This window comes from Tsuneonella sp. HG222, assembly GCF_053819185.1.
The window spans coordinates 752,153-774,167 of sequence record NZ_JBSOQZ010000002.1; the positions used below are offsets into that span (position 1 = coordinate 752,153).

At 66.9% G+C, this 22,015-nt stretch carries 22 protein-coding genes; 7 read left to right on the forward strand and 15 right to left on the reverse strand.

What is annotated here, in order from left to right:
• Positions 1 to 2: 2 nt before the first annotated feature.
• The 6 genes from ACWPMZ_RS15250 to ACWPMZ_RS15275 all read right to left on the reverse strand — a co-directional run bounded on the left by ACWPMZ_RS15250 (position 3) and on the right by ACWPMZ_RS15275 (position 6,054).
• Complete coding sequence (locus tag ACWPMZ_RS15250; RefSeq protein ID WP_455704910.1) at positions 3 to 1,184, reverse strand: hypothetical protein; 1,182 nt, start codon at positions 1,182 to 1,184, stop codon at positions 3 to 5.
• Positions 1,181 to 2,200, reverse strand: coding sequence for a hypothetical protein (locus ACWPMZ_RS15255; RefSeq protein ID WP_455704911.1), 1,020 nt, complete (start codon positions 2,198 to 2,200; stop codon positions 1,181 to 1,183). The genes ACWPMZ_RS15250 and ACWPMZ_RS15255 overlap by 4 nt, the downstream gene beginning before the upstream one ends.
• 2 nt (positions 2,201 to 2,202) lie before the next feature.
• A complete protein-coding gene (locus ACWPMZ_RS15260) occupies positions 2,203 to 4,152 on the reverse strand; it encodes a pyrroloquinoline quinone-dependent dehydrogenase (protein ID WP_455704912.1) in 1,950 nt (649 codons plus the stop codon).
• 132 nt (positions 4,153 to 4,284) lie between these two features.
• On the reverse strand, positions 4,285 to 4,905 hold the full coding sequence (locus ACWPMZ_RS15265; protein ID WP_455704913.1) for a hypothetical protein: 621 nt from the start codon (positions 4,903 to 4,905) through the stop codon (positions 4,285 to 4,287).
• Positions 4,902 to 5,609 carry a HupE/UreJ family protein gene (locus tag ACWPMZ_RS15270; RefSeq protein ID WP_455704914.1) on the reverse strand — a complete coding sequence of 236 codons (708 nt, stop codon included), beginning with the start codon at positions 5,607 to 5,609 and terminating at the stop codon, positions 4,902 to 4,904. The genes ACWPMZ_RS15265 and ACWPMZ_RS15270 overlap by 4 nt, the downstream gene beginning before the upstream one ends.
• Entirely contained in the window at positions 5,590 to 6,054 is a 465-nt protein-coding gene (locus ACWPMZ_RS15275) for a hypothetical protein (protein WP_455704915.1), read from the reverse strand. Before ACWPMZ_RS15275 ends, ACWPMZ_RS15270 begins: the two co-directional genes overlap by 20 nt.
• A 148-nt stretch (positions 6,055 to 6,202) precedes the next feature.
• Between ACWPMZ_RS15275 and ACWPMZ_RS15280 the strand changes: the two genes are divergently transcribed.
• On the forward strand, positions 6,203 to 6,571 hold the full coding sequence (locus ACWPMZ_RS15280) for a c-type cytochrome (protein ID WP_455704916.1): 369 nt from the start codon (positions 6,203 to 6,205) through the stop codon (positions 6,569 to 6,571).
• Positions 6,572 to 6,634: 63 nt separating this feature from the next.
• Here ACWPMZ_RS15280 and ACWPMZ_RS15285 read toward each other — a convergent pair whose 3' ends face one another.
• Both ACWPMZ_RS15285 and ACWPMZ_RS15290 read right to left on the reverse strand, forming a co-directional pair.
• Positions 6,635 to 7,615: a VOC family protein gene (locus tag ACWPMZ_RS15285; protein ID WP_455704917.1), complete on the reverse strand. Its 981-nt coding sequence runs from the start codon at positions 7,613 to 7,615 to the stop codon at positions 6,635 to 6,637.
• Positions 7,616 to 7,638: 23 nt separating this feature from the next.
• Positions 7,639 to 9,591, reverse strand: a complete 1,953-nt coding sequence (locus ACWPMZ_RS15290; protein ID WP_455704918.1) for an outer membrane protein assembly factor BamB family protein — start codon at positions 9,589 to 9,591, stop codon at positions 7,639 to 7,641.
• Positions 9,592 to 9,785: 194 nt separating this feature from the next.
• Between ACWPMZ_RS15290 and ACWPMZ_RS15295 the strand changes: the two genes are divergently transcribed.
• The gene (locus ACWPMZ_RS15295) at positions 9,786 to 10,463 is read left to right on the forward strand and encodes a hypothetical protein (protein WP_455704919.1); all 678 of its coding nucleotides are present in this window, start codon (positions 9,786 to 9,788) and stop codon (positions 10,461 to 10,463) included.
• A gap of 7 nt (positions 10,464 to 10,470) precedes the next feature.
• Entirely contained in the window at positions 10,471 to 11,505 is a 1,035-nt protein-coding gene (locus tag ACWPMZ_RS15300) for a mannose-1-phosphate guanylyltransferase (protein ID WP_455704920.1), read from the forward strand.
• 4 nt (positions 11,506 to 11,509) lie between these two features.
• Here ACWPMZ_RS15300 and ACWPMZ_RS15305 read toward each other — a convergent pair whose 3' ends face one another.
• Positions 11,510 to 14,080 carry an HWE histidine kinase domain-containing protein gene (locus ACWPMZ_RS15305; protein WP_455704921.1) on the reverse strand — a complete coding sequence of 857 codons (2,571 nt, stop codon included), beginning with the start codon at positions 14,078 to 14,080 and terminating at the stop codon, positions 11,510 to 11,512.
• Positions 14,077 to 14,574 (reverse strand): biliverdin-producing heme oxygenase, encoded by a 498-nt coding sequence (locus ACWPMZ_RS15310; protein WP_455704922.1) that lies wholly within the window; start codon positions 14,572 to 14,574, stop codon positions 14,077 to 14,079. Before ACWPMZ_RS15310 ends, ACWPMZ_RS15305 begins: the two co-directional genes overlap by 4 nt.
• A gap of 183 nt (positions 14,575 to 14,757) precedes the next feature.
• Here ACWPMZ_RS15310 and ACWPMZ_RS15315 point away from each other — a divergent pair, with 183 nt between their 5' ends.
• Positions 14,758 to 15,198 carry a DUF2721 domain-containing protein gene (locus ACWPMZ_RS15315; RefSeq protein WP_455704923.1) on the forward strand — a complete coding sequence of 147 codons (441 nt, stop codon included), beginning with the start codon at positions 14,758 to 14,760 and terminating at the stop codon, positions 15,196 to 15,198.
• Here the strand turns inward: ACWPMZ_RS15315 and ACWPMZ_RS15320 are convergent.
• The 3 genes from ACWPMZ_RS15320 to ACWPMZ_RS15330 are packed head-to-tail and all read right to left on the reverse strand — an operon-like array spanning position 15,195 to position 17,465.
• Positions 15,195 to 15,503, reverse strand: a complete 309-nt coding sequence (locus ACWPMZ_RS15320) for a polyhydroxyalkanoic acid system family protein (protein ID WP_455704924.1) — start codon at positions 15,501 to 15,503, stop codon at positions 15,195 to 15,197. The genes ACWPMZ_RS15315 and ACWPMZ_RS15320 overlap by 4 nt on opposite strands.
• A gap of 1 nt (position 15,504) precedes the next feature.
• Positions 15,505 to 16,260, reverse strand: a complete 756-nt coding sequence (locus tag ACWPMZ_RS15325; protein WP_455704925.1) for a hypothetical protein — start codon at positions 16,258 to 16,260, stop codon at positions 15,505 to 15,507.
• Complete coding sequence (locus ACWPMZ_RS15330; RefSeq protein ID WP_455704926.1) at positions 16,260 to 17,465, reverse strand: toxic anion resistance protein; 1,206 nt, start codon at positions 17,463 to 17,465, stop codon at positions 16,260 to 16,262. Before ACWPMZ_RS15330 ends, ACWPMZ_RS15325 begins: the two co-directional genes overlap by 1 nt.
• A 201-nt stretch (positions 17,466 to 17,666) precedes the next feature.
• Between ACWPMZ_RS15330 and ACWPMZ_RS15335 the strand changes: the two genes are divergently transcribed.
• The gene (locus tag ACWPMZ_RS15335) at positions 17,667 to 18,062 is read left to right on the forward strand and encodes an MAPEG family protein (protein WP_455704927.1); all 396 of its coding nucleotides are present in this window, start codon (positions 17,667 to 17,669) and stop codon (positions 18,060 to 18,062) included.
• 1 nt (position 18,063) lies between these two features.
• Here the strand turns inward: ACWPMZ_RS15335 and ACWPMZ_RS15340 are convergent, their stop codons facing one another.
• The gene (locus ACWPMZ_RS15340; protein ID WP_455704928.1) at positions 18,064 to 19,017 is read right to left on the reverse strand and encodes a hypothetical protein; all 954 of its coding nucleotides are present in this window, start codon (positions 19,015 to 19,017) and stop codon (positions 18,064 to 18,066) included.
• Positions 19,014 to 20,750 (reverse strand): fatty acyl-AMP ligase, encoded by a 1,737-nt coding sequence (locus ACWPMZ_RS15345; RefSeq protein WP_455704929.1) that lies wholly within the window; start codon positions 20,748 to 20,750, stop codon positions 19,014 to 19,016. Before ACWPMZ_RS15345 ends, ACWPMZ_RS15340 begins: the two co-directional genes overlap by 4 nt.
• A 180-nt stretch (positions 20,751 to 20,930) precedes the next feature.
• Here ACWPMZ_RS15345 and ACWPMZ_RS15350 point away from each other — a divergent pair, with 180 nt between their 5' ends.
• On the forward strand, positions 20,931 to 21,464 hold the full coding sequence (locus ACWPMZ_RS15350) for a regulatory protein RecX (RefSeq protein WP_455704930.1): 534 nt from the start codon (positions 20,931 to 20,933) through the stop codon (positions 21,462 to 21,464).
• Positions 21,464 to 21,961, forward strand: a complete 498-nt coding sequence (locus ACWPMZ_RS15355; protein ID WP_455704931.1) for a DUF192 domain-containing protein — start codon at positions 21,464 to 21,466, stop codon at positions 21,959 to 21,961. Before ACWPMZ_RS15350 ends, ACWPMZ_RS15355 begins: the two co-directional genes overlap by 1 nt.
• Positions 21,962 to 22,015: the final 54 nt, after the last annotated feature.

Consider the following 22,015-nt stretch of genomic DNA (forward strand, 5'->3'; position numbering starts at 1 on the left):
CGTCAGCCCCCGGCTCCGTCTTCGGCGGCCGTCTCGCCCGCGCCTTCGCCGCCACGCTCGGTCGGATCGTGGGCGCCGATCAGGCTGGTGGTCAGCCCGCGCTGCGAGCGCGAGGAGTTGATGTAGTTGCGGACCTGCACGTTGCCTTCGTGGCAGGCGTATTCGAAGAAGCCGTATTCCTCGTCGCGGCTCCACGGCAGGCGCGCGGTCCACGGCTTGGTGAAGACCTCGGGATCGTTGTAGGTCACTTCGTAGACGATCGAATCCGGGCCGATCATCGTGATCCGCTCGGTCACCTTGGCCTTGTCGCTGGTGGGGATGGTGTTCCACGGCGGAACGCCCAGCGTCGCCATGTTGAGCGGGCTGGGACCGCGGCTGTAACCGTCGCCCGCCACACTGTCGCCGGCGATGATGTTGGTCGTCTCGACCACCAGCGTGTTCTTGTCTTCCCAGTAGCCGAGCGACTGGCCCATCCAGCTGCGGACGTTGGCCGGCCAGCGGGTCTTCTGCAGTTCGGCGAAGGCGGCCTTGTTGGCGACCACCGGGATGATCCGCGAATCGTGGATCATCTCGAGATCGAGCACCACGAAGCCCGGGCTCTGGTGAACGCGGATGCCGTTGTTGTAGCGGAAGGGGAACATCGACGCCGGGAAGCCGCGGGTGACGCAGCGGTCCCAAGTGTCGAAATCGGCCACCCAATCGTAATTGGTTTCAGGCGTCCAGCTCGACCGGCCGGTCTTGTACCTGGCCTCGGCGGCGGGGGTCAGGGCCGGGAGCTTGCCGTCCGGCGGATCGACCAGGAACGCGGTCTGGCTGCCCGAGACGTCGGATTCGACCCAGTGGCCCATGCCGATCTTGCCCTGGCGGTCTTCTTCCTCGTAGCGCTCCCTGGAGCCTTCGGCCTGCTTGGCGCGCTCGGCCAGTTCCTCGGCGGTCAGGTAGAAACGGTTACCATAGCGATCATTGCGCGCCATCGGGATCGAGGCGATGTTGTCGATCGGCCAGGTGCCGCTGATGTCCGGATCGCCCCACGCGGTCTTCTTGGGCGTGAAATCGTCGGGCACGGGCTGCAGCTTGGTCGGGTCGGCGATCGCCGTCTGCTGCGCGATCGCAGCGGTGCCGAGCGCGGTCGCGCCCAGCAGGGCCGCCGCGGCCATGATGCGGATGGAGGTCTTGCGGGTCATTGGGAACTCTCCCCTTGTTGCGCCCGGTCGTGGCGCGTCGTGTTGATGTAGTTGCGGATCTGTTCGTTGCCTTCGTGGCAGGCATACTCGAAAATGTCGAAATCGTCGTCGCGCACCCAGTCCAGGCGGCCCGACCACGGCGCGGTGAACACCACCGGGTCTTCCCAGGTGAAATCGTAGACGATCGAATCCGGCCCGGTCATCGTGAAACGCTCGACCATCTTCGCGCTGGGCGACAGCGGCGTGTCGTTCTGCGGCGGGGAGCCGGTCGTGCCGATGTTGGTGATGCTGGGGCCGGGCTTGAAGTTCGTGGTCTCGACGACCAGCGTGTTGCCGTCTTCCCAGCGCCCGCGGCTCTCGCCCATCCACATGTCGATCTGGCGCGGGATCGGGGCGCGTCCGTCGGTCGGGATGATGCGCGTCTCGTGGACCATCTCGAACTGGATGGCGACGATCCCGGGCGACTGGAAGACGCGGATGCCGTTGTTGTACATCACCGGAAACATCGAGGCCGGCAGGCCGCGGGTGATGCAGCGGTCCCAGCTGTCGAAGTCGGTCGTCCAATCCCACGCCTGGCCCTGCCGCCAGGTCGAGCGCATCGCGTCTGACATGCGCTTGCCCTCCGGCGTGAAGGCGGGGAGGCGGCCGTCGGCCGGGCTGGTGATCCAGCTGGTCCGGCGGTTGGCGGCCGCGACTTCGGCCCAGTGGCCGATGCCCATGGTGCCCGACTGGTCCTCGTTCTCGTAGCGCTTGGCGAGCTCGGCCACCTGGTCGGCGCGCTCGGCGAATTCCTCGTCGGTCAGGAACAGCCGGTCGCCGTACTTGGGATCGCGCATCAGCGGCGTGCGGCCGTTGAGATGGTCGATCGGCCAGCCGCCGCGAAAGTCCGGCTCGCCCCACTCGGTGCTCTTGGCCTTGTAGCCGTTCTGCGCCGAGGGAAGCTTCGTCAGGTCGGCCTGCGCCGCGGCGGGCGCCGCGAGCGAGAAGGCCAGCGCGGCCAGGAGGGCGGTGCGCACGCTCATTTCCCCGGCAGCGCGAACGCGACGTAGCGATTGGCGCCCGGCTTGGGCTGGCCCAGCCGCGGCGCGAACAGGCCGTCGCCGCCGATGGCGAAGACCACGTACTGACGCCCATCCTGTTCGTAGACGATGGGCACGCCCTCGCTCGCGGCGTCCATCTGGGCTTCCCACAGGACCTTGCCGGTCGCGGCGTCGCGCGCGCGGACCTTGCGGTCGGAGCTTGTGCCGATGAACACCAGGCCGCCGGCCGTCGCCACCGGGCCCCCGCGCGGCGCGGTGCTGCCGGTGTCGCGGATGCCCTTTTCGGCCAGCGCGGTGACCTCGCCGTTGGGCACCTGCCACATGATGTTGCCGCTGCTCATGTCGTAGGCGGTGATCGTCGACCAGGGCGGGTTGATCGCCGGCAGCCCGTTGGACTGCAGCATGAAGTCGACACCTTCCTTGTAGGGCATCACGTCGCCGCCGCTGTTGGGCATGGCTTCGAGCGCCTCGGGCCGGGTGTCGAGCGTCAGCTTGTTGAATACCGGCAGATGCTTGCTGGTGACGAAGAAGCGCTTCTTCACCGGGTCGACCGCCGAGCCGCCCCAGTTGGTCCCGCCGTTGTGCCCCGGCATGCCGATCGATCCGCGCAGGCTGGGCGGGGTGAACTCGCCTTCGTTGCGCGCGGTCTTCAGCAGCTCGCGCAGCTTGGCCTGGTCCTCGGCCGGGATGTGCGGATTGATCTCGCTCGCGTCGAACGTCAACCGCGCGAACGGCTTGGGCCAGGTTGGGATCGGCTGGGTCGGCCAGGCTTCCTCGCCCGGAACGTCGGACGCCGGCATCGGCTTTTCCTCGATCGGCCAGATCGGGGTGCCGTCGCGCCGGTCGAACACGAATACGTAGCCGTGCTTCACCGCCTGGATCAGGATCGGCACGTCCTTGCCGTCCTTGCGGATGGTCATCATCTTGGGCGCCTGCGGCAGGTCCAGGTCCCACAGGTCGTGATGGATCGTCTGGTAGTGCCACACCCGCTTGCCGGTCTCGGCATCGAGCGCGACTACCGAGTTGCCGAACAGGTTCTGGCCCTTGCGGTTGCCACCGTAGAAATCGTAGCGCGCGGTGCCGGTCGGGATGAAGACCAGGCCGAGCTCGGTGTCCACGGTCGATTCCGACCAGTTGTGCACGCCGCCCATCTGGTCCTGCTCGTGCTCGGGCCAGGTGTCGTAGCCGAACTGGCCCTTGCGCGGGACCATGTCGAACGTCCACTTCAGCGCCCCCGTGCGCACGTCATAGGCATGGGTGTTGGCGGGTGCACTGGCGAAGTCGTAGGCCCCGGCGGGCAACGACATGATGATCGTGTCCTTGTAGATCCGCCCGGGGTTGCTGGTCTGCAGCGGCCGCGGCGGCGTCTGGTCCGGATCGAGCCCGGTGCGGATGTCGACCTTGCCGTCGGTCCCGAAGCTGGCGATCGGTTCGCCGTTGTCGGCATTGACCGCGCGCAGCATCCCGTCGTTGAGGAACAGGAAGCGGCGGTCGCTGCCGTCGGCGCTTTCCCAGTAGTTCATGCCGCGGTCGCCGATGCGGCCTTCGTAGGTCTTGCTCCAGACCTCGCGCCCGGTCGCGGCGTCGAGCGCCACCAGCTTGTTGGCGCCCGAAATCAGGTACAGCCGGTCGCGGATTTTGATCGGGTTGAAATGGGGCGCGGCGTTGTTGCCGGTCTCGTAGGTCCAGGCGATCTCGAGCTGGGCGACGTTGCCGGTGTCGACCTGGGCGAGCGAGGAATACTGCGACGAGTCCGCACCGCCGAGATAGCTGTCCCACCCGGCGTAATCGAAGTTCGTGGCGGTGGCGCCCCTGGCCGAAGCGGCCGGCCCGGTGCCGGTGGTCGTGCAGGCCGAAGCCAGCAGCGCGGCAAGGCACACGGCGGCGAATCCGGCCCTGCGGCGCGGTACGTTGGTCTGAAAGGTCAAATTGGTCCCATCGGCAAGTGTCACAGGCATGTCTCCCGGCCGGGAGCCTAGCCGAATTCCGCCGCTTGCAACAAGGGCGGAATCATGCCGAAATTGACAATATCCGAAATTTTCGCGGCGTTGGCGGAAAGTTCAGCTTTCGTCCGCCGGGGCCGCGGGAGGGGCCAGTTCGCGTGGGAATTCGCCGGCCTGGGCGAAGACGGTCGAGGCCGTCATCGGACCGGCCGCGTCGAGCGTCACCGTGACATTGTCCATCGTGCGGTTCTGCCAGTACCAGCCGTGGATGCCGGTGAACTGGGCGGTGTAGATGCCGTTCTGCTCGGGGCCCTTGGTGACCGCGTAGCTCTCGGTCAGTTCGGTCCCGCCTTCGAACGGATGGGAATGCATGTCGTAGTCGACCGGGCCGGTGGCGGTCCAGGAGAAGCGCATCTTGTCGCCTTCCTTGAGCGTGTACTTGAACTCGCCGGACTCGAACGGCCCGAGCTCCAGCACGTAGCGATCGTCGGGCGCGGCGATCGGGCCGTCCAGCGCGGCCAGCACGCCCACGCGCTTCTCGCCGCGCAGCTGCTCCTCGTTCTTGCCCGGTTCGCTCAGCTTGGTCAGCCCCAGCGCCGTGCCCAGGCCGGTAGGATCCTTGCCGTATTCCGCCGGCATGACGAAGACGAGCACGACGGCCGCCGCGACGGCGAGGGCCGCCACGCCGCCGACGAGCAGCTTGCGGCTGGAGGTGCGCTTGGTTTCGAATTCGGTCATGACGATGCCCATTCTGACAATTGGTATGCGGTCAGGGCAATCCCGACCGCCAGCAAGGCGAGGTTGGCGATGCGTGCTCCGCGATCGAAGCCCGGAGACGTGCGCCAGATGTTGAGCAGGAACACGACTACCGTCAACACCAGCACCTGTCCGAACTCGACTCCGAGGTTGAAACCGATGAGATTCGTCAGCAATCCGTTGTCGGAAATCGACAGGTCCTGCAGCTTGGTCGCCAGCCCCAGGCCGTGGAACAGGCCGAAGATCAGCACCGCGATGCGCGCGTCGAAGCGCCACCCCGTCCGCCCGAACCAGCCGAGATTCTCGGCCGCCTTGTAGACCACCGACAGCCCGATGATCGCGTCGATCAGGTAAGGGTTGCCGCCGGTCCTGAGCAGCACGCCGCCCATCAGCGTCAGCGAGTGGCCGATTGTGAACATCGAGACGTAGACCACCACGTCGCGCAGGCGCCGCAGGTAGAAGACCACGCCGATCAGGAAGGCCACGTGATCGTAGCCGGTGACCATGTGCTTGGCGCCGAGGTAGAAGAACGGGAAGAACGCCGGCCCTTCCAGCCCCGCCACCTTGTTGCGGTCCGCTTCCGAAACGTCGTGCGCCAGCGCCGGGGCGGCGAGCACGACGAGCGCCGCCAGCCCGATCAGCGCCAGCGGCAGCAGGCGGCGAAGATCAGGCCGGGCTTGCTGCACCGGGTTCGCCATCGGCCGGGGGATAGGCCTGGTGGCAGGCCGAACAGACCGAATAGACCGTGCCGCCGACTTCGAAGACGGCGTCGGGATCCTTCGACACGGCAGCTTCGCGCGCTTTGCCCGCGACCTCGATCAGGCCGTCGGAAAATTCGATCCAGCCCTGGCCGCGGCCTTCGGCATAGCCCGGTTCCTTCAGAGTCTGCCCGTGCGCGGCCAGCTTGTCGGCGGCGGCGACGACCTTCTGCCACTCCTCGTCCGTCTCGGGGCGGATGTCGTGCTCCCCGGTTTCGTCGCTGATGAACTGGACGGCATTCCAGTAGGTTTCGGCGGTCTTCTGGACTTCGTTCGCCATGAAGGCCTTTACCGAAGGCTTGTCCGCCTCGCCGCCGCCGCAACCGGCCAGAAGCCCGGCCATTGCAAACAAAGTCAAAGTCGATCGGTTCATCCGCCCCACTCCCAATTCCCGTGCATGCATGCTGCACGCACCGTTCAACTGCGCTTCATGGCGGTCCGACTACACCGAGATTGACTTTCGCGGCAAGTCCAAGCATTGGGCCGCCCGAAACGGACAGAATCAACAAGTGAGGTTTCAGGTGAGCAAGATCCACTCCAAGGGCAAGGTCGTTTTCGCTGCTGTCGCGCTGGTCGGCGGGCTGGTTGCCGGAAGCGGCGTGATCGCCGCCGCGGCCAATGCGCAGGATGCCGCCAAGGTCGACCGTGCGGCCGCGCGCGAGCTGTTCGACAGTTATTCGTGCAGCGCCTGCCACGCGCTGTCCGATGCCGGTGCCGCCGGTGTCGTCGGCCCGAATCTCGACAATCCCGAACTGACCGTGGCCTTCGTCAAGGACCGGGTGACCAACGGGCAGGGCGCCATGCCGGGCTTCGGCGGGCAGATGTCCGAGGACGAGATCGGCCTGGTCGCAGCCTATATCGTCGAAGTGAACCACGACGCGGCGAAGTAACCCCGCGCTCCAACTCGAAATTTCCGAAGGGGTGGCCGCGAGGCCGCCCCTTTTTCGTGGGGCTCAGTTCGCGCCGCGGGCCGTGCGGCTGTTGGGGCCGACCTGCGCGTAGTAGTTGGTCACCCCGTCAGGATCGTTGAGCCAGACGGTGACGAGGTCGAACCCGGCCAGCCGGTTCAGAGGCGTTTCCACCGCGATGCCGCGCGCCTTGGCCTTGGCATCGGCCAGCGGGCTATCGCTCACCACGTACTGCATTCCCGCGCTGCCGTTGTCCGGGTGCGCGTTGTCGCCCAACTGGTAGAGGAAGACGCGCGTCTCCTTGTGGCGATAGGGGTGGAGCGTAGTGCCAAGGACCTTGTCCTCGACCGGCGGCAGTTCATCGAGCCCGACAAACTCGCGGTAGAATTCCTTGCTCTTGGCGAGGTCGGACACGTTGATGCCCACGCCCACGCCGTCGTCGGAATGGTCCTTCAGACCCGGGCGCGCCTGGATCACGATCTGGAAGCCGCCGGGATCGGCGACCAGCGCCTGCAGGGTCCCGTCTTCGCGCCGGACGAACTGCGGCTCGGCGAATCCCGCGTCGCGGAAGCGCTGGCGCACGACCCGCGCATCGGGATAGCCCAACATGAAAAAGCGGATGCCGGTCCCGCCGTAATAGCCGCCCTCCATGTCGTAGGTCCGATCGCCCTGCTGGCCGGGGCTGAGCTTGATCTGCCCGCTGCCGACCCCGGTCAGGATCATCTGCTGCGTGCTGGTCAGCTGAATCGGGCTCAGCGAGCGAAGCGCCAGCGCCTCGGTGTAGAACTTGACCATCTCGGCCGTCTTCTCGCGCGGGTAGCGGCGGAAGACATTCATCGAATCCTGCCGGAACGTGGCGCGGGTGGATTCGGCCAGCTGGGCGGCGGTCAGTTCGCCGGGCTTGTAGGCCAGGTCGCTCGCAACCTTCATCTCGGCGCCCTCCGGCGTGCGAATGGTGTTCTGCGCGAAGGCGGCGGGCGCGAACAGCACGCCCGCGAGGCCGAACAGCGAAATCATGCGCTTCATTGACAGGTCTCCCGACACCGATCCTACCGCGGAAGGGCGAAGGCGACCAGCGCCTCCGCGTTCTTCGGCTTGCCCGCCTCGGTCCGCGAAGCCGGGGCTAGGCTCGATCCCGAAGCCATGATGGCCACGTACTGGCGGCCGTCTTTCCCCATGTAAGTCATCGGGATGGTCAGCGCCCCGTAGTCGAGCTGCTGCTCCCACAGGATCTTGCCGCTGGCGGAATCGAAGGCGCGGAAGTAGCGGTCGCCGGTCGCGCCGATGAACACCAGTCCACCCGCCGTAGCGGTCGGCCCGCCGAAGCCGTTGTTGGCGCCGGTGTTCTGTTTTTCCTTGGGAAGTTCCTCGGTGATGCCCAGCCGCGTGGCCCACAGGATGTCGCCGCTGTTGGCGTCCACCGCCACCAGCCGCCCCCACGGCGGCTTGAAGCACGGCAGCGTGACCTTGCGCCCGTCGGGACCAGTAAAAGCGGCGTTGAAGCCTGAATAGGCGCCCGGCCCGATCAGGCTGCCGCGGTCGTACTTCTGGGTCGAGCCGGTGGTGCCGCGCCCGTAATCGCCCTTGGGATCGCGTTCCTCGATCCAGCCGATCGAGCCGCCTTCGCTGACGTTGATGTAGACGATGCCCTTCTTCGGGTCCGCCGCGCTCCCGCCCCAGACCGAGCCGCCGTTGTGCGGCATGTTGATCGAGGCGAACGGCTTGCCGTTGACCTCCTTCTTCATGAAGAACGGGGTGAAGCTTCCCGCGTTGTAGAAGTCCCCGCCGTAGCTATCGAGCAGGGCGCGGCAGGCGGCGACGTGTTCGGCGTTCGTGTCCTTCGCGGTGACGATGTCGGACTTGTCCCACGAGCCGCGGTTGAGCTGCTCCGGCTTCAACGGGTAGGGCTGGGTGGGCGAATACCATTCGCCCGGCACATCGGCGGCGGCGACCGGCTTCTCGACCACGCCGTGGATCGGCTCGCCGGTGCGGCGGTCGAGGATGTACATCAGGCCGGGCTTGCCCGTCTCGGCCAGGGCGGGGATGGTCTGGCCGTCCTTGACGACATCGAACAGCACCGGCGGGGCGGGCAGGTCCCAGTCCCACAGGTCGTGATGGATCGTCTGGAAGTGCCACTTGAGCCTGCCCGAATTGGCATCGAGCGCGACGAGCGAATTGCCGAACAGGTTGTCGCCGGGCCGCTCGCCGCCGTAGTAGTTGGGGCTCGGCCCGCCGATGGTCATGTAGATCGTGTCGGTGGCCGGGTCGGCCGTCGTGTACCAGACCCACATGTTGTTGCCCGAGCGGCCCTCGGTCCGCCCGTCGAGCCAGGTTTCGTGGCCGACCTCGCCTTCCTGCGGGACGGTGTGGAACTGCCACAGCTTCTTGCCGGTGCGCGCATCGTAGGCCCGGCTGTCACCCGACGGGCCGAACGAATCCTCCTGCACCGTCGCGCCCACGACCATCACGTTGCCGTAGATCGAGGGGGGGTACCCATAAGGCGCGCCGTCGATCGCGGACTGCCCGTTTTCGCCGTAGCTGGTGTCGATCTCGCCGGTGGCCGGCTTGAGCGCGACGAGCGCCGTGCCTGTCGAGTAGAACAGCCGCGGGCCGATCGACCCATCGCCGGGCCAGTAGCTGACGGCCCGGCGCACCAGACCGCCGACAACCTTGTGCCGCCAGATTTCCGCGCCGGTCGATCCGTCCAGCGCGACCACGGCGTTGCCGAGCGGCAGGTAGAGCACGCCGTCGATGGCGATCGGCACCGTCCCGCCCAGCAGGCCGGCCCCGCCGTCAGGCCGCAGCGTGAAGCTCCATGCCTGGTCCAGATCGTCGACGTTCTTCGTATTGATCTGGTCGAGCGGGGAAAACCGGGTCCCCTCCAGATCGCGCGCGTAGCGCGGCCAGTCGCCGGGCGAGGCAACGTTGTAGGGAGATTGGGCGAGCGCAGCTACCGGCAGGGCAACCGTCATGGCCAGCGTCAGACCCAAACGCCTCGTCATCGAACTCTCCCGTTTCCCGCTACAGCGCTAACCGCTCGCCCGACCCGGCGCAACATGCTTGCCTTGCTAAGGATTGCAATCGGGAGCGGATAGGCGCGATGCGCATTGATGGTCGTGAAGGAGAACGGGTTGCGGTGGAGCGCGGCGAGACTTTCACTGCCAGCAAACGGCGGCCGAAATGGGGAACTCTGACATTGATCGGGCTGGCGCATGTCGTTGCGCTGGTTGCCCTTGCGCGCGCTTTCGCGCCCGACTTCACCGCCGAACTTATCGACGATGCGACCTCGCTGGTGACCGTTACCGTCTACACTCCGCCGCCTCCCGAGGCGACGCCGCCCCCTCCGGAAGAGCCGGTGCCGGACGAAGGACGCTCGGGCGAGGAAGCCAGGCAGGCCACCCCCAAGGAGGTGTCCGCTCCGCCCGCTCCACCCGTCAATCCCAGTCCGGTCCCCAAGGCGGCCTCGACGGGCGACGCCAGCGCTTCGGGCGCCGCCGCGGCCGGCCAGGGCACCGGTGGGGGCGGGCCGGGAGACGGAACCGGTAGCGGCCGGGGCGGGCAGGGCGCGGGCAATGCGATCGTCACGCGCCCATCGGTGCGCTCGGGCAGCATCAACGTGACGCGCGACTTTCCCACGCCGGACGGCGGCTTCCAGGCGATCCGCGGCACCTCGGTCATCGTCCAGTTCATCGTCGGGGTGGACGGCAGGGCTTCGAACTGCTCGGTCTCGAGTCCCGGACCCGATCCCGAGATCAATGCGCGGGTCTGTCCGCTCGTGGTCGATAAGATCCGTTTCAATCCGGCTACCGATGCCAATGGCAATCCGGTCGCCGCACGCTATGGCTGGCGCCAGGATTTCTTTGCCGGTCGTTAGGAGCCCCATGACACTAATCCACCCCGTCATCCTGTGCGGCGGAAGCGGCACCCGCCTGTGGCCGCGCAGTCGAAAGACCAAGCCCAAGCCCTTCCTGCCGCTGGTGGGGGACGAAACCATGTTCGAAGGCACGCTGGACCGGTGCGGCGACCGCAACCAGTTTGCCCCGCCGATCATTGTCACCGGTGTCGCGCATCTCGACCACGTCGAGGAGCAGGCCCGCAAGTCGCCCGGGGCGACGGTCATCGTGGAGCCGATGGCCAAGAACACCGCCCCGGCAATCGCCCTTGCGGCAGCCCGCCTGCCCGAAGATGCGATCATGCTCGTCTGCCCTAGCGACCACCATATCGCCGACCCGGCGGCGTTCTGCGCCAGCGCCGGCGCCGCCGCCAAGCTGGCGGAGCAGGACTGGCTGGTCGCCTTCGGCATCGTTCCGACCGCGCCCGAGACGGGCTACGGCTACATCAAGCAGGGGGAGCCGCTCGAAGGCGGCTTCGCGGTGGAGCGCTTCGTCGAGAAACCCGACTTTGACCGGGCGCTGCAGTTCCTGGCCGACGGCGGGTACAACTGGAACGGGGGCATCTTTGCCTTCCGGGCCGGGCATTTCCTGGACGAGCTGGCGAAGTATCGGCCGGAGATGGCCGCTGCCGTGATGGATTCCGTACGCAACGGACGGCAGGACCACGGCCGGTTCCATCCCGAGCCGGAAGCGTTCGGCAGGATCGAAGGGGATTCGGTCGACTACGCGGTGATGGAAGCCACCGACCGGGCGGCCATGGTGCCCGCTTCGATGGGCTGGTCCGACATCGGCAGCTGGGCGGCGCTCCATTCGGCTGCTGAGATGGACGAGAACGGCAACTCCGTGCGGGGGCCGGCGGAGCTCGTCGACTGCACCGGGGTCTTCGTCGACAGCGACGGGCCCAGGGTGTCTGTGATCGGGCTGTCCGATGTCGCCATCGTAGTCGACGGCAACGAGGTGCTCGTCACGACGAAGGAAGGATCGCAGAAGGTCGGCAAGCTCGCCGGGGCGGCCAACCAGTAGCCGGTCAGGTGCCGGCCGCTGCGACCACCTTGTCGAGCACGGCGACGATGTCCTCGCGCGAGTAAGGCTTCTTGAGCACGCCATAGGGCGGGGTGATCGCCATCTGGCCCAGGGCATCGCCGTAGCCGGTGGCAAAGCAGAAGGGCACGCCGCGCTCGGTCAGCGCCTCTGCCACCCGTTCGCTCGTCTCCTCGCCCAGGTTGAAGTCCAGCAGCGCGAAATCGGGCAGGCCCTTGTCCAGTTCGGCCAGTGCGGCATCGGCACTTCCGGCGACCATGACCTTCCGCACGCCCGCCTGGGTGAGCGCTTCTTCGGTATCGAGCGCGATGATCATGCTGTCCTCGACAAGGAGGACTTTCTCGATCGCCGAGGGTGCATGCCGCCGCCCGGCAGTGGCTGTCTTTTCCATCGTTCCAGTCTCGTTTTCGGTGTCCACGACACGCTCCACAAATCGGCCGGGCAAGCAGAAATCCGCTTCGACCCCGCTCAGGCGATAGCGGACTTCCGCCTCGCCCCTCAGGTCGTGCGGGATCGATCGTTCGATGATCGTCGTCCCGAATCCGCGCCGGGTGGGCGCCTGGACCGGCGGCCCGCCGATCTCGCGCCATTCGAGCTTGTAATCGTTGTTGCTGTCGACCGAGGTCGTGATCTTCAACCGCCCGCGGCTGTCGCACAGCGACCCGTACTTGGCGGAATTGGTGATCATCTCGTGCAGCACGAGCGCCATGACGGTGTAGGCTTCGGGCACGATCATCGCGTCCGGACCCACGATTTCCACGCGGGTTTCCTTGCCGTTGAGATAGGCTTCCGCCTCCGCGCGGATCAGTTCGTGCAGCGAAGCGGCATTCCAGTGCTCGCGCGTGATGTTGTCGTGCGCCAGCGCCAGCGCGCGCACCCGGCCGCCAATGACCTCGGCGAAATCCTCGATATTCTTCGCATCCCGCTTGGACTGCCCGACCAGGCTGCGGATCAGCGTCAGGATGTTGCGCACCCGGTGATTCAGTTCGGCGATCAGCAGTTCCTGCTGCTGCTGTGCGCGGTTGCGCTCCTGCATCGCCTCGTCGGTCACGCGCAGGATGACTTCCAGCAGCGTGACCCGCAGGCCCTCGGCAATCGAGAGCTGCTCCTCGGTCCATTGCGCGCTCTGCCCCTGGACCGATTGCTGCCACGCCTCGAAGCTCTTGCGCGGAGTCAGACGGGCGCCATGGGGGCCGTATTCGACCGGCTTCTCGGGATTGCCGGCCCAGGTCACCACCTGCGGCAATTCCTTGCGCCATAGGACGACATAGTCGCGCGGGCGGCGCGAGACGGGGATGGCAAGCGCGCCGACCACCCTGTCGGCAAAGGCGGACGCCCTGGGAATGAGGGTGGCCAGCGCATCGCTTTGAATTACCTTGCTCGTCGAGGCGGTGTTCAACGCTGGGACGATTGCGCGGAACTCTTCCTCGTTGGGGGCGGCGCCGCGCTTCTGATAGACCCCTTCGATGAAGGCGCTCGACCCGTCGTGCGGGATCACGCCGGCGACGATCTCGTCGATTGTGCCCAGGTTCTCGATCAGCGAGCTGCCGCCGGCGAGGCGCGCCATCAGCCGGTTGTGCAGTTCGCGGCCCTTTTCGGCCAGCGAGCTACCGGCGTTGGCAATGGCGATTTCGAGCTGAAGGGAAAACAGCTGGCTGAAGAGCTCGGCGGCAGTGCGCAGCGAATAAGGCAGCACGCGCGGGCCGTAGTGATGGCAGGCGAACAGCCCCCACAGCTTGCCGCGAATGACGATGGAGATGGACAGTGATGCGCCCACACCCATGTTGCGAAGATATTCGATGTGGATCGGGCTGACCGCGCGAAGCACACTCATCGACAGGTCGAGGGGGGTGCCCTCGAGGTCGAATTCCGGCTCAATCGGCACCGGATCGGCATTGATGTCGCTAATGATGCGGAACAGGTTGCGCAGATAGAGCGCGCGGGCCTGTTGCGGAATGTCGCTTTGCGGATAGCGCAGGCCGAGGAACGCCTCGAGCTCGGACTCGCGCGCTTCGGCAACGACCTCGCCGGACTGGTCGGGGTGGAAGCGATAGACCATGACCCGGTCGAAGCCGAGCAGGCGCTTCATCTGCCGCGCCGCTTCGTGGCACAGGTCCTCGACCGTCAGGCATTCGCCCAGCTTGGCCATGATCGGCCGCAGAGTGCCGGTATGCTGCGGAATGGCGTCGCGATCGTGCCGCTCGATCTCCAGCACCGCCATGCGGCCCGACAGGTGCACCGCAAGATCGAACAGGCGATGGTCGCCGAACAGGTCCAGCCCGAAGACCCGCTCGACTTCGCCGGTTGTGCTGGCTGCGTCGAGCCGCTCGCGAATGATCTCGAAGGCTTCCGGGGCGAAGCGCGGGCCCAGCGGGCTGCCGATTTCGACCGGCTCCGCAATGCCGAGCATGTCCTCGACATTGACCGAGCGGTGCGCGACCATCCAGTCGGACGTTGCCGCGATCAGGCAGCCGAAGGGCTGGATCATGCCGAGCCGGTGGATGGGCTCGCGATCGCAATTCGACAGGTCGACGTCCTGGCCGCGCGACCAATTCATGCGGCAAGCTGCCGGTCGGCGTCCGAGACGGTGTCGATGAAGCGCTTGAAGACGGCGTTCGCGGCGTCGATCGCCGCTTGGGATTGCTGCTCGGTCACGTCTGCCTGTAGTCGCGGGAGGAATTGGTGCCAGTATTCGATCATCGTCCGGTCGGCGAGGAACGCGGTCGGGATGTGCACGTCCCTCCGGTTGAGACCAGCCAGCATCGCGCGGTTCCCGAGATGCGAGCCGGCAAGCGCCCAGGCCGCACCGATCGGGTCGGTACCGGGCGGCATCTCGAAACTTCCGGCGGCAACCGGCGTGGGCCAGCCAAGTGAAGAAAGATCTTCGGCGATGAGCGGCGTCATGGGCGGTGGGCTGTCGGCAGGATCGGCATGGCATGCGAGCCACGCCTCGATCGGCGCGCGGGCGAGGTACTGGATATTGAGGAACCGGGCGTAGGCCACGGGATCGGCGAAGTCGGCACCCGTGGCGGCGTCCAACTGGTCATGCAAACCAGATGTGGCGCCACGCAGAACACTTCGCAATGTGCGCGATTTCATCGACCCAACCAAACTGCCCCCGTACGCAAACCGGGCAGTCGCATCTGCGAAGGTCCAGTCGACGTAAAACCCGCGAGGGGATAAGGCGTTCCAATCGACGTCCACAATTTCTGCAATCCACGGGGAAGACGGCTTTTGATCGCCCAGACAATCCAGCTCGCACTCGCACCGGTGTTCATGCTGGTGGCGATCGGCAACATCATGAACATCCTTGCCCAGCGCCTCAGCCGAGTGGTCGACAGGTCGCGCCTGCTGCAGGAACGGCACGCGGGCACGCAAGGCGATGAGCACGACACGCTGGTCCGCGAAATCAGGCTGATCGACCGGCGCATCGCAATGATCAGCCAGGCGATCCTGCTGCTGGTGCTGGCCGGCATCGCCATCGGGGTGACGGTGGCGATCCTGTTCCTCGAGGAATTCGCGCCGGTCGACCTGCAGGGCATCGCCGCCGGATCGTTCATCGTCGCCGTCGCGCTGCTGATGGCGGCCCTGGTGCTGTTCCTGCGCGAGACGCGCACGGCCACCGCCGCGCTCAGGATCCCGAGCGATTACCTGGAGCTGGAGCGCAAGCTCTAGCTCTTCGGCGGGGCGAGCATCTTCTGCCCGCCCTGCTTGATCGCCCCTTCGACGATCGGTTCCAGGAACCCCAGGGCAGGAGGCAGCGCCATGGTGAAGACCACCTGGCCGTCCTCGATCGCGATGTCGCCGCGCAGTTCCTGGCCCATCACGCCGATCGTCAGGTCCAGCGTGTCCTCGTCGCGCCACGACGAATGCACGTCGGCCATGCCGCCCGGGACCTGATCGGCGATCTTGTGGCTGTTGTCGCGCAGGCGCTGGCGGACGGTTTCCTTGTCGAGCGAATGGGGGATTGCGACGCGCATTTTAGTTCTTCTCCGAAATGGGTTCGCCGTCGCCAAGGCCTTCCGACCCGTAGCGATAGCCGAGATAGCGGGTGCGGATGGCCAGATCGTCGAGCGCCCCATCGGCCAGTTGCCGGGTCACGCTGTCGATCTCCGTGCTGATCTTGCCGAGACTTTCGACGAGCTGATCGTCGGGCGTGGCGCCGGCGCGCTTTTCGCGCCGCAGGTTGGCGGGAATCCGGCGGTAGGCATCGACCATCTCGGGCAGATGCTCGCCCACCAGCTTGCGGGTCTGCTCGGCGGCGGGATGCGACTGATCGATGGTTTCGAGCTGCAGCCCCAGCGCGTCGAGCTGCGTGCCGATCTGGTCGACCAGCGTCACCGCCGGCGGGGGCAGGGCGGGGCGCTGATGTTCGAGCCACAGCTCGGTGCGCGCGACCATCTGCCGCACATCGCCCTTGTTGAGGTCGGCCCGCTGCGGGACCTTCATCCGCGGGAACTTGCCGAGGATGAAGCCGGCGGCGAGGAGCGCGGCGAAGGTCAGGACGATCCCGGTGAAGCCGATCCCGTCGATGATGATCCCGGCCGTCACGGCGAAGGCGAAGATCGCGGCCGCCGCGAAGGCGATGTTGCGCAGCTTGGTCTTGAGATGCCGCTTGCGCAGCCCGCGGCTGCCTTCGCCGATCGGCTGCAGCCGCCGGCCGCCCGCGCGCTGATGCGCCAGGCTGCGGCTGGCCGCGGCGACGATCTCGCGCGATTGGGCGGTGCTGTCGCCCATCAGCCCTCGAGGCTCAGGAGCTGCGACTGGCCGGCCAGCTGCGCCGCTTGCGCCTGGCCTTCGGCACGCGCGATGTAGCCCTTCGACTTCTCGACCTCCTGGCCCAGCGTCTCGACCGTTTGCTTCATGCTTTCGAGCGCACGGACCTTGAAACTGTCCACCTCGTCCATCGTGTCGTAGATGTTCTGGAAGGCGCGCTGCAGCGTCTCGATCGGGATGGTGCTGCTGGCCGCCTGTTCGTGAATGCGCCCGGTCTGGTCGCGCAGCAGGGTGCTGGTGCTGTCGATGATGTTCGCGGTCGTCTCGTTGAGCGAGGTGATCTGCTGCAGCACCAGCCGCTGGTTGGTCATCGCTTCGGCCACGGTCACCGCGGTGCGCAGCGCGCCCACGGTGGTGGTGCTGGCACGGTCGACGCCCTTCACCAGCTCCACGTTGTTCTTCTTCACCAGGTCGAGCGCAAGGTAACCCTGCACGCTGACGGCCATCTGGGTGTAGAGGTCCTGCGTCCGCTGGCGAACGTAGAACAGCGCGCTTTCGCGCAGCGCCTTCGCCTTGGCCGGATCGGTCGAATCGAGGTCGGCCGCCTTCTCTTCCAGCTTCTGGTCCAGCGTCTTGGCGATGTGGATCATCTGTTCTAGGTTGCCCATCGCCTCCCACAGCTTCTGCCGCTCGACGTCGATCGCGGCATTGTCCATCAGCAGTTCGTCCTTGCCGCTCGAAAGGTGGCCGAGGATCGACTGGATGTGGGTCTGCGCGCTCTGGTACTTGCGGAAATAGCCGGTCAGCTTGTTGCCCATCGGGATGATGCCGAGGAACTTCTTCGACTTGCTCTGGGCGCCGTTCTTGCCCGGGTCGAGGTCTTCCACCACCCGGCGCAACTGGCTCAGGTTCGCGCCCACGCCCGAATCCTTGTCCATCGCCCGGATGGGGCGGTCGAGGAACCGGTTCGACATCTGCGAGGCGGCCGCGATCTCCTTGCGGCCCATGTTGGTGATCTGGTCGACCTTCTTGCCGAAGTCGGGCGAATTGGCGTCGAGCGCGACGAGCTCGGACACGAAGGTGTCGGCCTTTTCCTCCAGCTTGCTCTTCTTCTCGGTTTCGACCGGGACGAGGCCAGCGGCCTTCTCCGGTGAGACGACCGGCACCGGATCGGGCGGCGTCAGGCTCAGTTCGGTCGCGGTTGCGGTCTGGGTACTCGTCGCCATTCAAAACTCCCGTCGCCCGGTCGATCGCGCGTCACCACTGTATTAGGTGGGCAAGACACGCGTTTCAAGTCCGCGCAGTATGGGGCCCGGCGCCCCCCGGTCAAAGCTCTTTTGATGGCTGGGGCGCTGCGGGCTGGACCCGATGCGCACAACCGTGGAAACTCCAGCCCCGCAGCGCAACACATGGCAGGAACATCGAACATGCAGCCGGAAATCCTCATTCTCGCCCTCGCCGCCGTCCTGCTGGTCGTCCACGTCCAGGTGGCCATTCGGGCGAAGACGAAGCAGTACGGGGTGGAATGGAACATGGGCGCGCGCGACGCGGACATGCCGCCGCCCGATCCGGTGGTCGGCCGGCTGGAACGGGCGCGGGACAACTTTCTCGAAACGCTGCCGCTGGCGATCATCGCCTTGTTCGGGGTGGTGCTGGCCGGCAAGACGAGCACGGCCACGGCGGCGGCGGGATGGATCTGGCTGGGGGCGCGGGTGATCTACCTGCCGCTGTACTGGACCGGGGTGCCCAAGGTGCGCACGTTCGTCTGGCTTGCCGGGACCGTGGCGATCCTGCTGGTGCTGGGGATTCTTCTCTGGCCCTGAGCTAGTCGGGCAATTCGACGCCGCTGCCGGTCAGGATCGCCGCCGGATCGTCGAACGAGAGCAGGGTGCGGATGGCCGCGTGCGGATCGTCGGCCCGCGCGACGTAGCTTTCGGCGATGCGCATCCCGACCCAATAGCCGAGTTCCGACGGCCAGCCTACCGGCGAACGACCCGCGTTGGCGAACCAGCGCCGGAACGCCGTGTCGCGCTCGGCCTGACTGCGGGCGGGGTCCATGACGATGGCCCGGTCGGCGGCGAATTGCGCCAGCACCCAATCCGCTCGCGCCGCGGCCCACTGTGCCCGTTCGGCGTCGGGAATGCTGCCGGTGACGAGCGAGGCAACGTAGTCGGCGGTCCCTTCCTGCAGCGCGCTTGCCAGCATGATGTCGCCCTCCACCGCGGATGACGGGCTCGATTGCAGCGTGTGCACGGTCTCGTGGACGAAGAATTTGCGCAGCAGAGCGCGAAACGCGGCTTCGTCGGGGCTGACCCGGCACAGCACCTCCAGCCCGAGAACCTGAATGCCGGGGCCGGCAGTCCCGCCGCTGTTGCCCGCGCCCATCAGGATGGCGATCTGCGGCAGCGGTTTTTCCGGCAGCAGACCGTGCAGGCCGAGATAGGCGGCGCGCAGTTCGTCGTCCGTCCCCTCCAGCCAGGGCAGGCACCGCTCGATGGCCTGGCGATAGCCGTCGTTGTTCGCGGCGATGGCGGCCGCCAAGTGATCGGCATCGACGATCCGGCGCGGCGTGAACACCTCGATCGCGCGGCTTCCTGGCTTGATATAGCCTTCGTCCAGTTGCGCAGCCGTGGGATGTCCGCCGCTCGCTTTCCAGACGGCGATGAAGCGGTCGAGATCGTCCCGCAGGACGGTGGCCTGCAGCGGGTCGACGCCTTGCGCGGCCAGCGGCGCGGCCACCGCGAGAAGCGCGCCCGCCGCCAGCAGGCGCCCGATCACGCGGCCAGCTTGAACGGCTCGATCTCGCCCGAAAGGTAGAGCTTCTTGGCCTTGGCCCGGCTCAGCTTGCCAGAGCTCGTGCGCGGCAGCGTGCGCGGGGGAACCAGTTCGACCACGCAGTTCATGCCGGTAATCGAGCGGACCTTCTCGCGGATCTCGTCATGCAGTCGGACTCGGTCCTGCGGATCGGAAACGCGGCAGTGGACGAGGACGGCGGGCACTTCCTCGCCGTTCTCGGTCTCCACGCTGAAGGCGGCGATGTCGCCCTGGTGGAAGCCGGGCAGCTGCTCCACCGCCCACTCGATGTCCTGCGGCCAGTGGTTCTTGCCGTTGATGATGATCATGTCCTTCGCCCGGCCGACGATGAACAGGTATCCGCCGGCCATGTAGCCCATGTCGCCGGTGTCGAGCCAGCCGTCGACCAGGCAGGCGTCGGTCGCCTCCGGATCGCGGTAGTACGAATGCATGACGCTGGGGCCCTTGCACCAGACCTTGCCGATCTGGTGATCGCCGCGCGCAGTGCCGTCCTCGCCGCGGATTTCGACAGCCATGTCAAGCACCGGCTTGCCGCAGTTGACGATGGCGCGATAGCGGGCCGGGCGGCTGAGGTCGCGCGGCGAGCCGCTGAGGCGCTCTTCCTCCACCAGCTCCACCTTGATGCCTTCGCCCGGCGGCATCAGCGTGACCGCAAGGGTCGCCTCGGCCAGGCCGTAACTGGGGCAGAAGGCGTTCGCCTTGAACCCGGCATCGGTGAAGGCGTTGACGAACTGCTGCATCACGTCGGGCCGGATCATGTCGGCGCCGTTGCCCGCGAGCCGCCAGCGCGACAGGTCGAAGCGGTGTTCGACATGGCTCTGGCTCGAGATGCGCCGGGCGCAGATGTCGTAGCCGAAGGTCGGCGAATAGGAGAGCGTCGTCCCCTCGTTGCGGCTGATCATGTCGAGCCAGGCCAGCGGGCGGCGGGCGAAATCCTCGGTCCGCAGGTAGTCGGTCGAGACCTGGTTGGCGATCGGCGAGAGCAGGCAGCCGACCAGGCCCATGTCGTGGTACCACGGCAGCCACGAGACGCAGCGGTCTTCCATGGTCAGGCCCATACCGATGCCGTGGCCGCGCAGGTTGTTGAGCAGCGCCCGGTGCGTCACCGCCACGCCGTGCGGGAAGCGGGTGGAGCCGCTCGAATACTGGAGATAGCAGATGTCGTCCGGGTCCGGCGTCGGCAGCGCGGGCGCGCCCTCGGGCAGGGCGGCGAATTCCTCGAAGCTCTGCCCGCCGCAGCCCTGCCGGGCCGCCGCCGCGGATGCCATCTCGGCGATTTCCGCCGGATAGAGCAGCAGCGCGGGGTCGGAACTCTGCAACTGCACCGCCAACTGGTCGATGTAGCTTTCCTTGCCGCCGAAGCTGGTCGGCAGCGGCAGCGGAACCGGCCAGGCGCCGGCATAGATCGCGCCGCAGAAGATCGCGGCGAATTCGGGCCCGGTCTGGGCGACCAGGGCGATGCGGTCCCCCGGGCGTGTGCCCATCGTGACCAGCCGGCGAGCCATGGCCAGCGCATCGCTGCGCAGCTCGGAATAGGGATAAGCCTGGATCAGGTTACCGCGCGGATCGTGGAAGTTGAGCCCGCGGCTTCCCTGCGCGGCATAGTCGATCGCATCGCCGAAGGTGGCGAAGTCGGAAAACCGGCGCGTCAGCGCGCAACGGTTCGGCGTCGGCTGCAAGGCGGCGTCCTCTGTCATGTTGTGTGCGATTACCCGTTCGTTGTTCTATCTCGGTCGCGCTTCACGCGACAACTGGTGAATAGGGCATGAGCGTCGATCCTTCCCTGTTATCGACACGGCCTTTTCCCTTTGGGCCGGACTGTGGCACGAATAAGGCCGATGGTCGAACATAGTTCCAGTAGAAACAAGCCCCGCAAGGTGCCCAAACCGATCGATCCGCAGCGATTCGAGGAACTTGCGCTCGCCTATGTGGCCAGATTCTCCTCCAGCGCGGCCAAGTTCGAGCGCTACCTCAGGCGCAAGCTGCACGAGCGCGGCTGGGACGGGGAGGGCGAGCCGCCGGTCGAGGCGACGGTCGCCCGCTATGTCGAGCTCGGCTACATCGACGACGAGAGCTATGCCCGCATGAAGAGCACGAGCCTGCTGCGGCGCGGCTACGGCGGGCGGCGGGTGAGCCAGGCGCTGGGCGAGGCGGGCATCGCGGAGGACCTGCGGGCGGCGGTGGCGCCGGGCGAGCATGCCGCCCGCACAGCGGCGCTGACCTATGCCCGCAAGCGCCGGTTCGGCCCTTTCGGCCTCGAGGCCCCCGAGCGCGACGTGGCGGAAAAGCAGATCGGCGCGATGGTGCGCGCCGGGCATGGCTTTGCCGCCGCGCGCACGCTAGTGGAGGCGGCGGACGAGGCCGAGGCAATGGATTGGGTCGCCGAGGCGTCCGACGAGATGGAGCCGTGATGCGTCCCGTTGCCAAGATCCTGCTGGCCGCCGCGGCCTGCGTGCTGACCTGTACGTCGGCTGCCTGCTCGACCCAGGCCGCCGCCCCGGTCCCGGCGGCCGAAACGCCGTCGGTCCACCCTTTTTCCGGCCTCGAGGTCGTGCCGCTGACGATCGCGCAGGGCGACCGGGTGCATCGCTTCCGCGTCGAGGTCGCGCAGACCGAACAGCAGCAGAACCAGGGCCTGATGTTCCGCCGCTCGATGGCGCCCGACGAGGGGATGATCTTTCCGTCCGAGCGGCCCTATCAGCGCAGCTTCTGGATGAAGAACACCGTCATCCCGCTCGACCTGCTGTTCATCGGGGCGGATCGCAAGGTGGTGAACATCATCGCCAATGCCGAGCCCTATTCGCTCGATTCGCTGCTGTCCGAAGGCCCGGTGATCGCCGTGCTCGAACTGAACGGGGGCAGGGCGGCCGAACTGGGCATCGCGCCCGGCGCGAAGGTCGAGTGGTGAGGGCCCTCGCGCCTAGGCGCTTGCGTGTCCGGGCTGCGAGGGGCTAACGGCGCT

Bases quoted from the DNA above. Each gene is read 5' to 3' on its own strand.
- ACWPMZ_RS15285 (WP_455704917.1), bottom strand. From the start codon at position 7,615: ATGAAGCGCATGATTTCGCTGTTCGGCCTCGCGGGCGTGCTGTTCGCG.
- ACWPMZ_RS15330 (WP_455704926.1), bottom strand. From the start codon at position 17,465: ATGGCGACGAGTACCCAGACCGCAACCGCGACCGAACTGAGCCTGACG.
- ACWPMZ_RS15265 (WP_455704913.1), bottom strand. From the start codon at position 4,905: ATGACCGAATTCGAAACCAAGCGCACCTCCAGCCGCAAGCTGCTCGTC.
- ACWPMZ_RS15355 (WP_455704931.1), top strand. From the start codon at position 21,464: ATGCGTCCCGTTGCCAAGATCCTGCTGGCCGCCGCGGCCTGCGTGCTG.
- ACWPMZ_RS15275 (WP_455704915.1), bottom strand. From the start codon at position 6,054: ATGAACCGATCGACTTTGACTTTGTTTGCAATGGCCGGGCTTCTGGCC.
- ACWPMZ_RS15300 (WP_455704920.1), top strand. From the start codon at position 10,471: ATGACACTAATCCACCCCGTCATCCTGTGCGGCGGAAGCGGCACCCGC.
- ACWPMZ_RS15250 (WP_455704910.1), bottom strand. From the start codon at position 1,184: ATGACCCGCAAGACCTCCATCCGCATCATGGCCGCGGCGGCCCTGCTG.
- ACWPMZ_RS15305 (WP_455704921.1), bottom strand. From the start codon at position 14,080: ATGAATTGGTCGCGCGGCCAGGACGTCGACCTGTCGAATTGCGATCGC.
- ACWPMZ_RS15325 (WP_455704925.1), bottom strand. From the start codon at position 16,260: ATGGGCGACAGCACCGCCCAATCGCGCGAGATCGTCGCCGCGGCCAGC.
- ACWPMZ_RS15320 (WP_455704924.1), bottom strand. From the start codon at position 15,503: ATGCGCGTCGCAATCCCCCATTCGCTCGACAAGGAAACCGTCCGCCAG.
- ACWPMZ_RS15290 (WP_455704918.1), bottom strand. From the start codon at position 9,591: ATGACGAGGCGTTTGGGTCTGACGCTGGCCATGACGGTTGCCCTGCCG.
- ACWPMZ_RS15345 (WP_455704929.1), bottom strand. From the start codon at position 20,750: ATGACAGAGGACGCCGCCTTGCAGCCGACGCCGAACCGTTGCGCGCTG.
- ACWPMZ_RS15335 (WP_455704927.1), top strand. From the start codon at position 17,667: ATGCAGCCGGAAATCCTCATTCTCGCCCTCGCCGCCGTCCTGCTGGTC.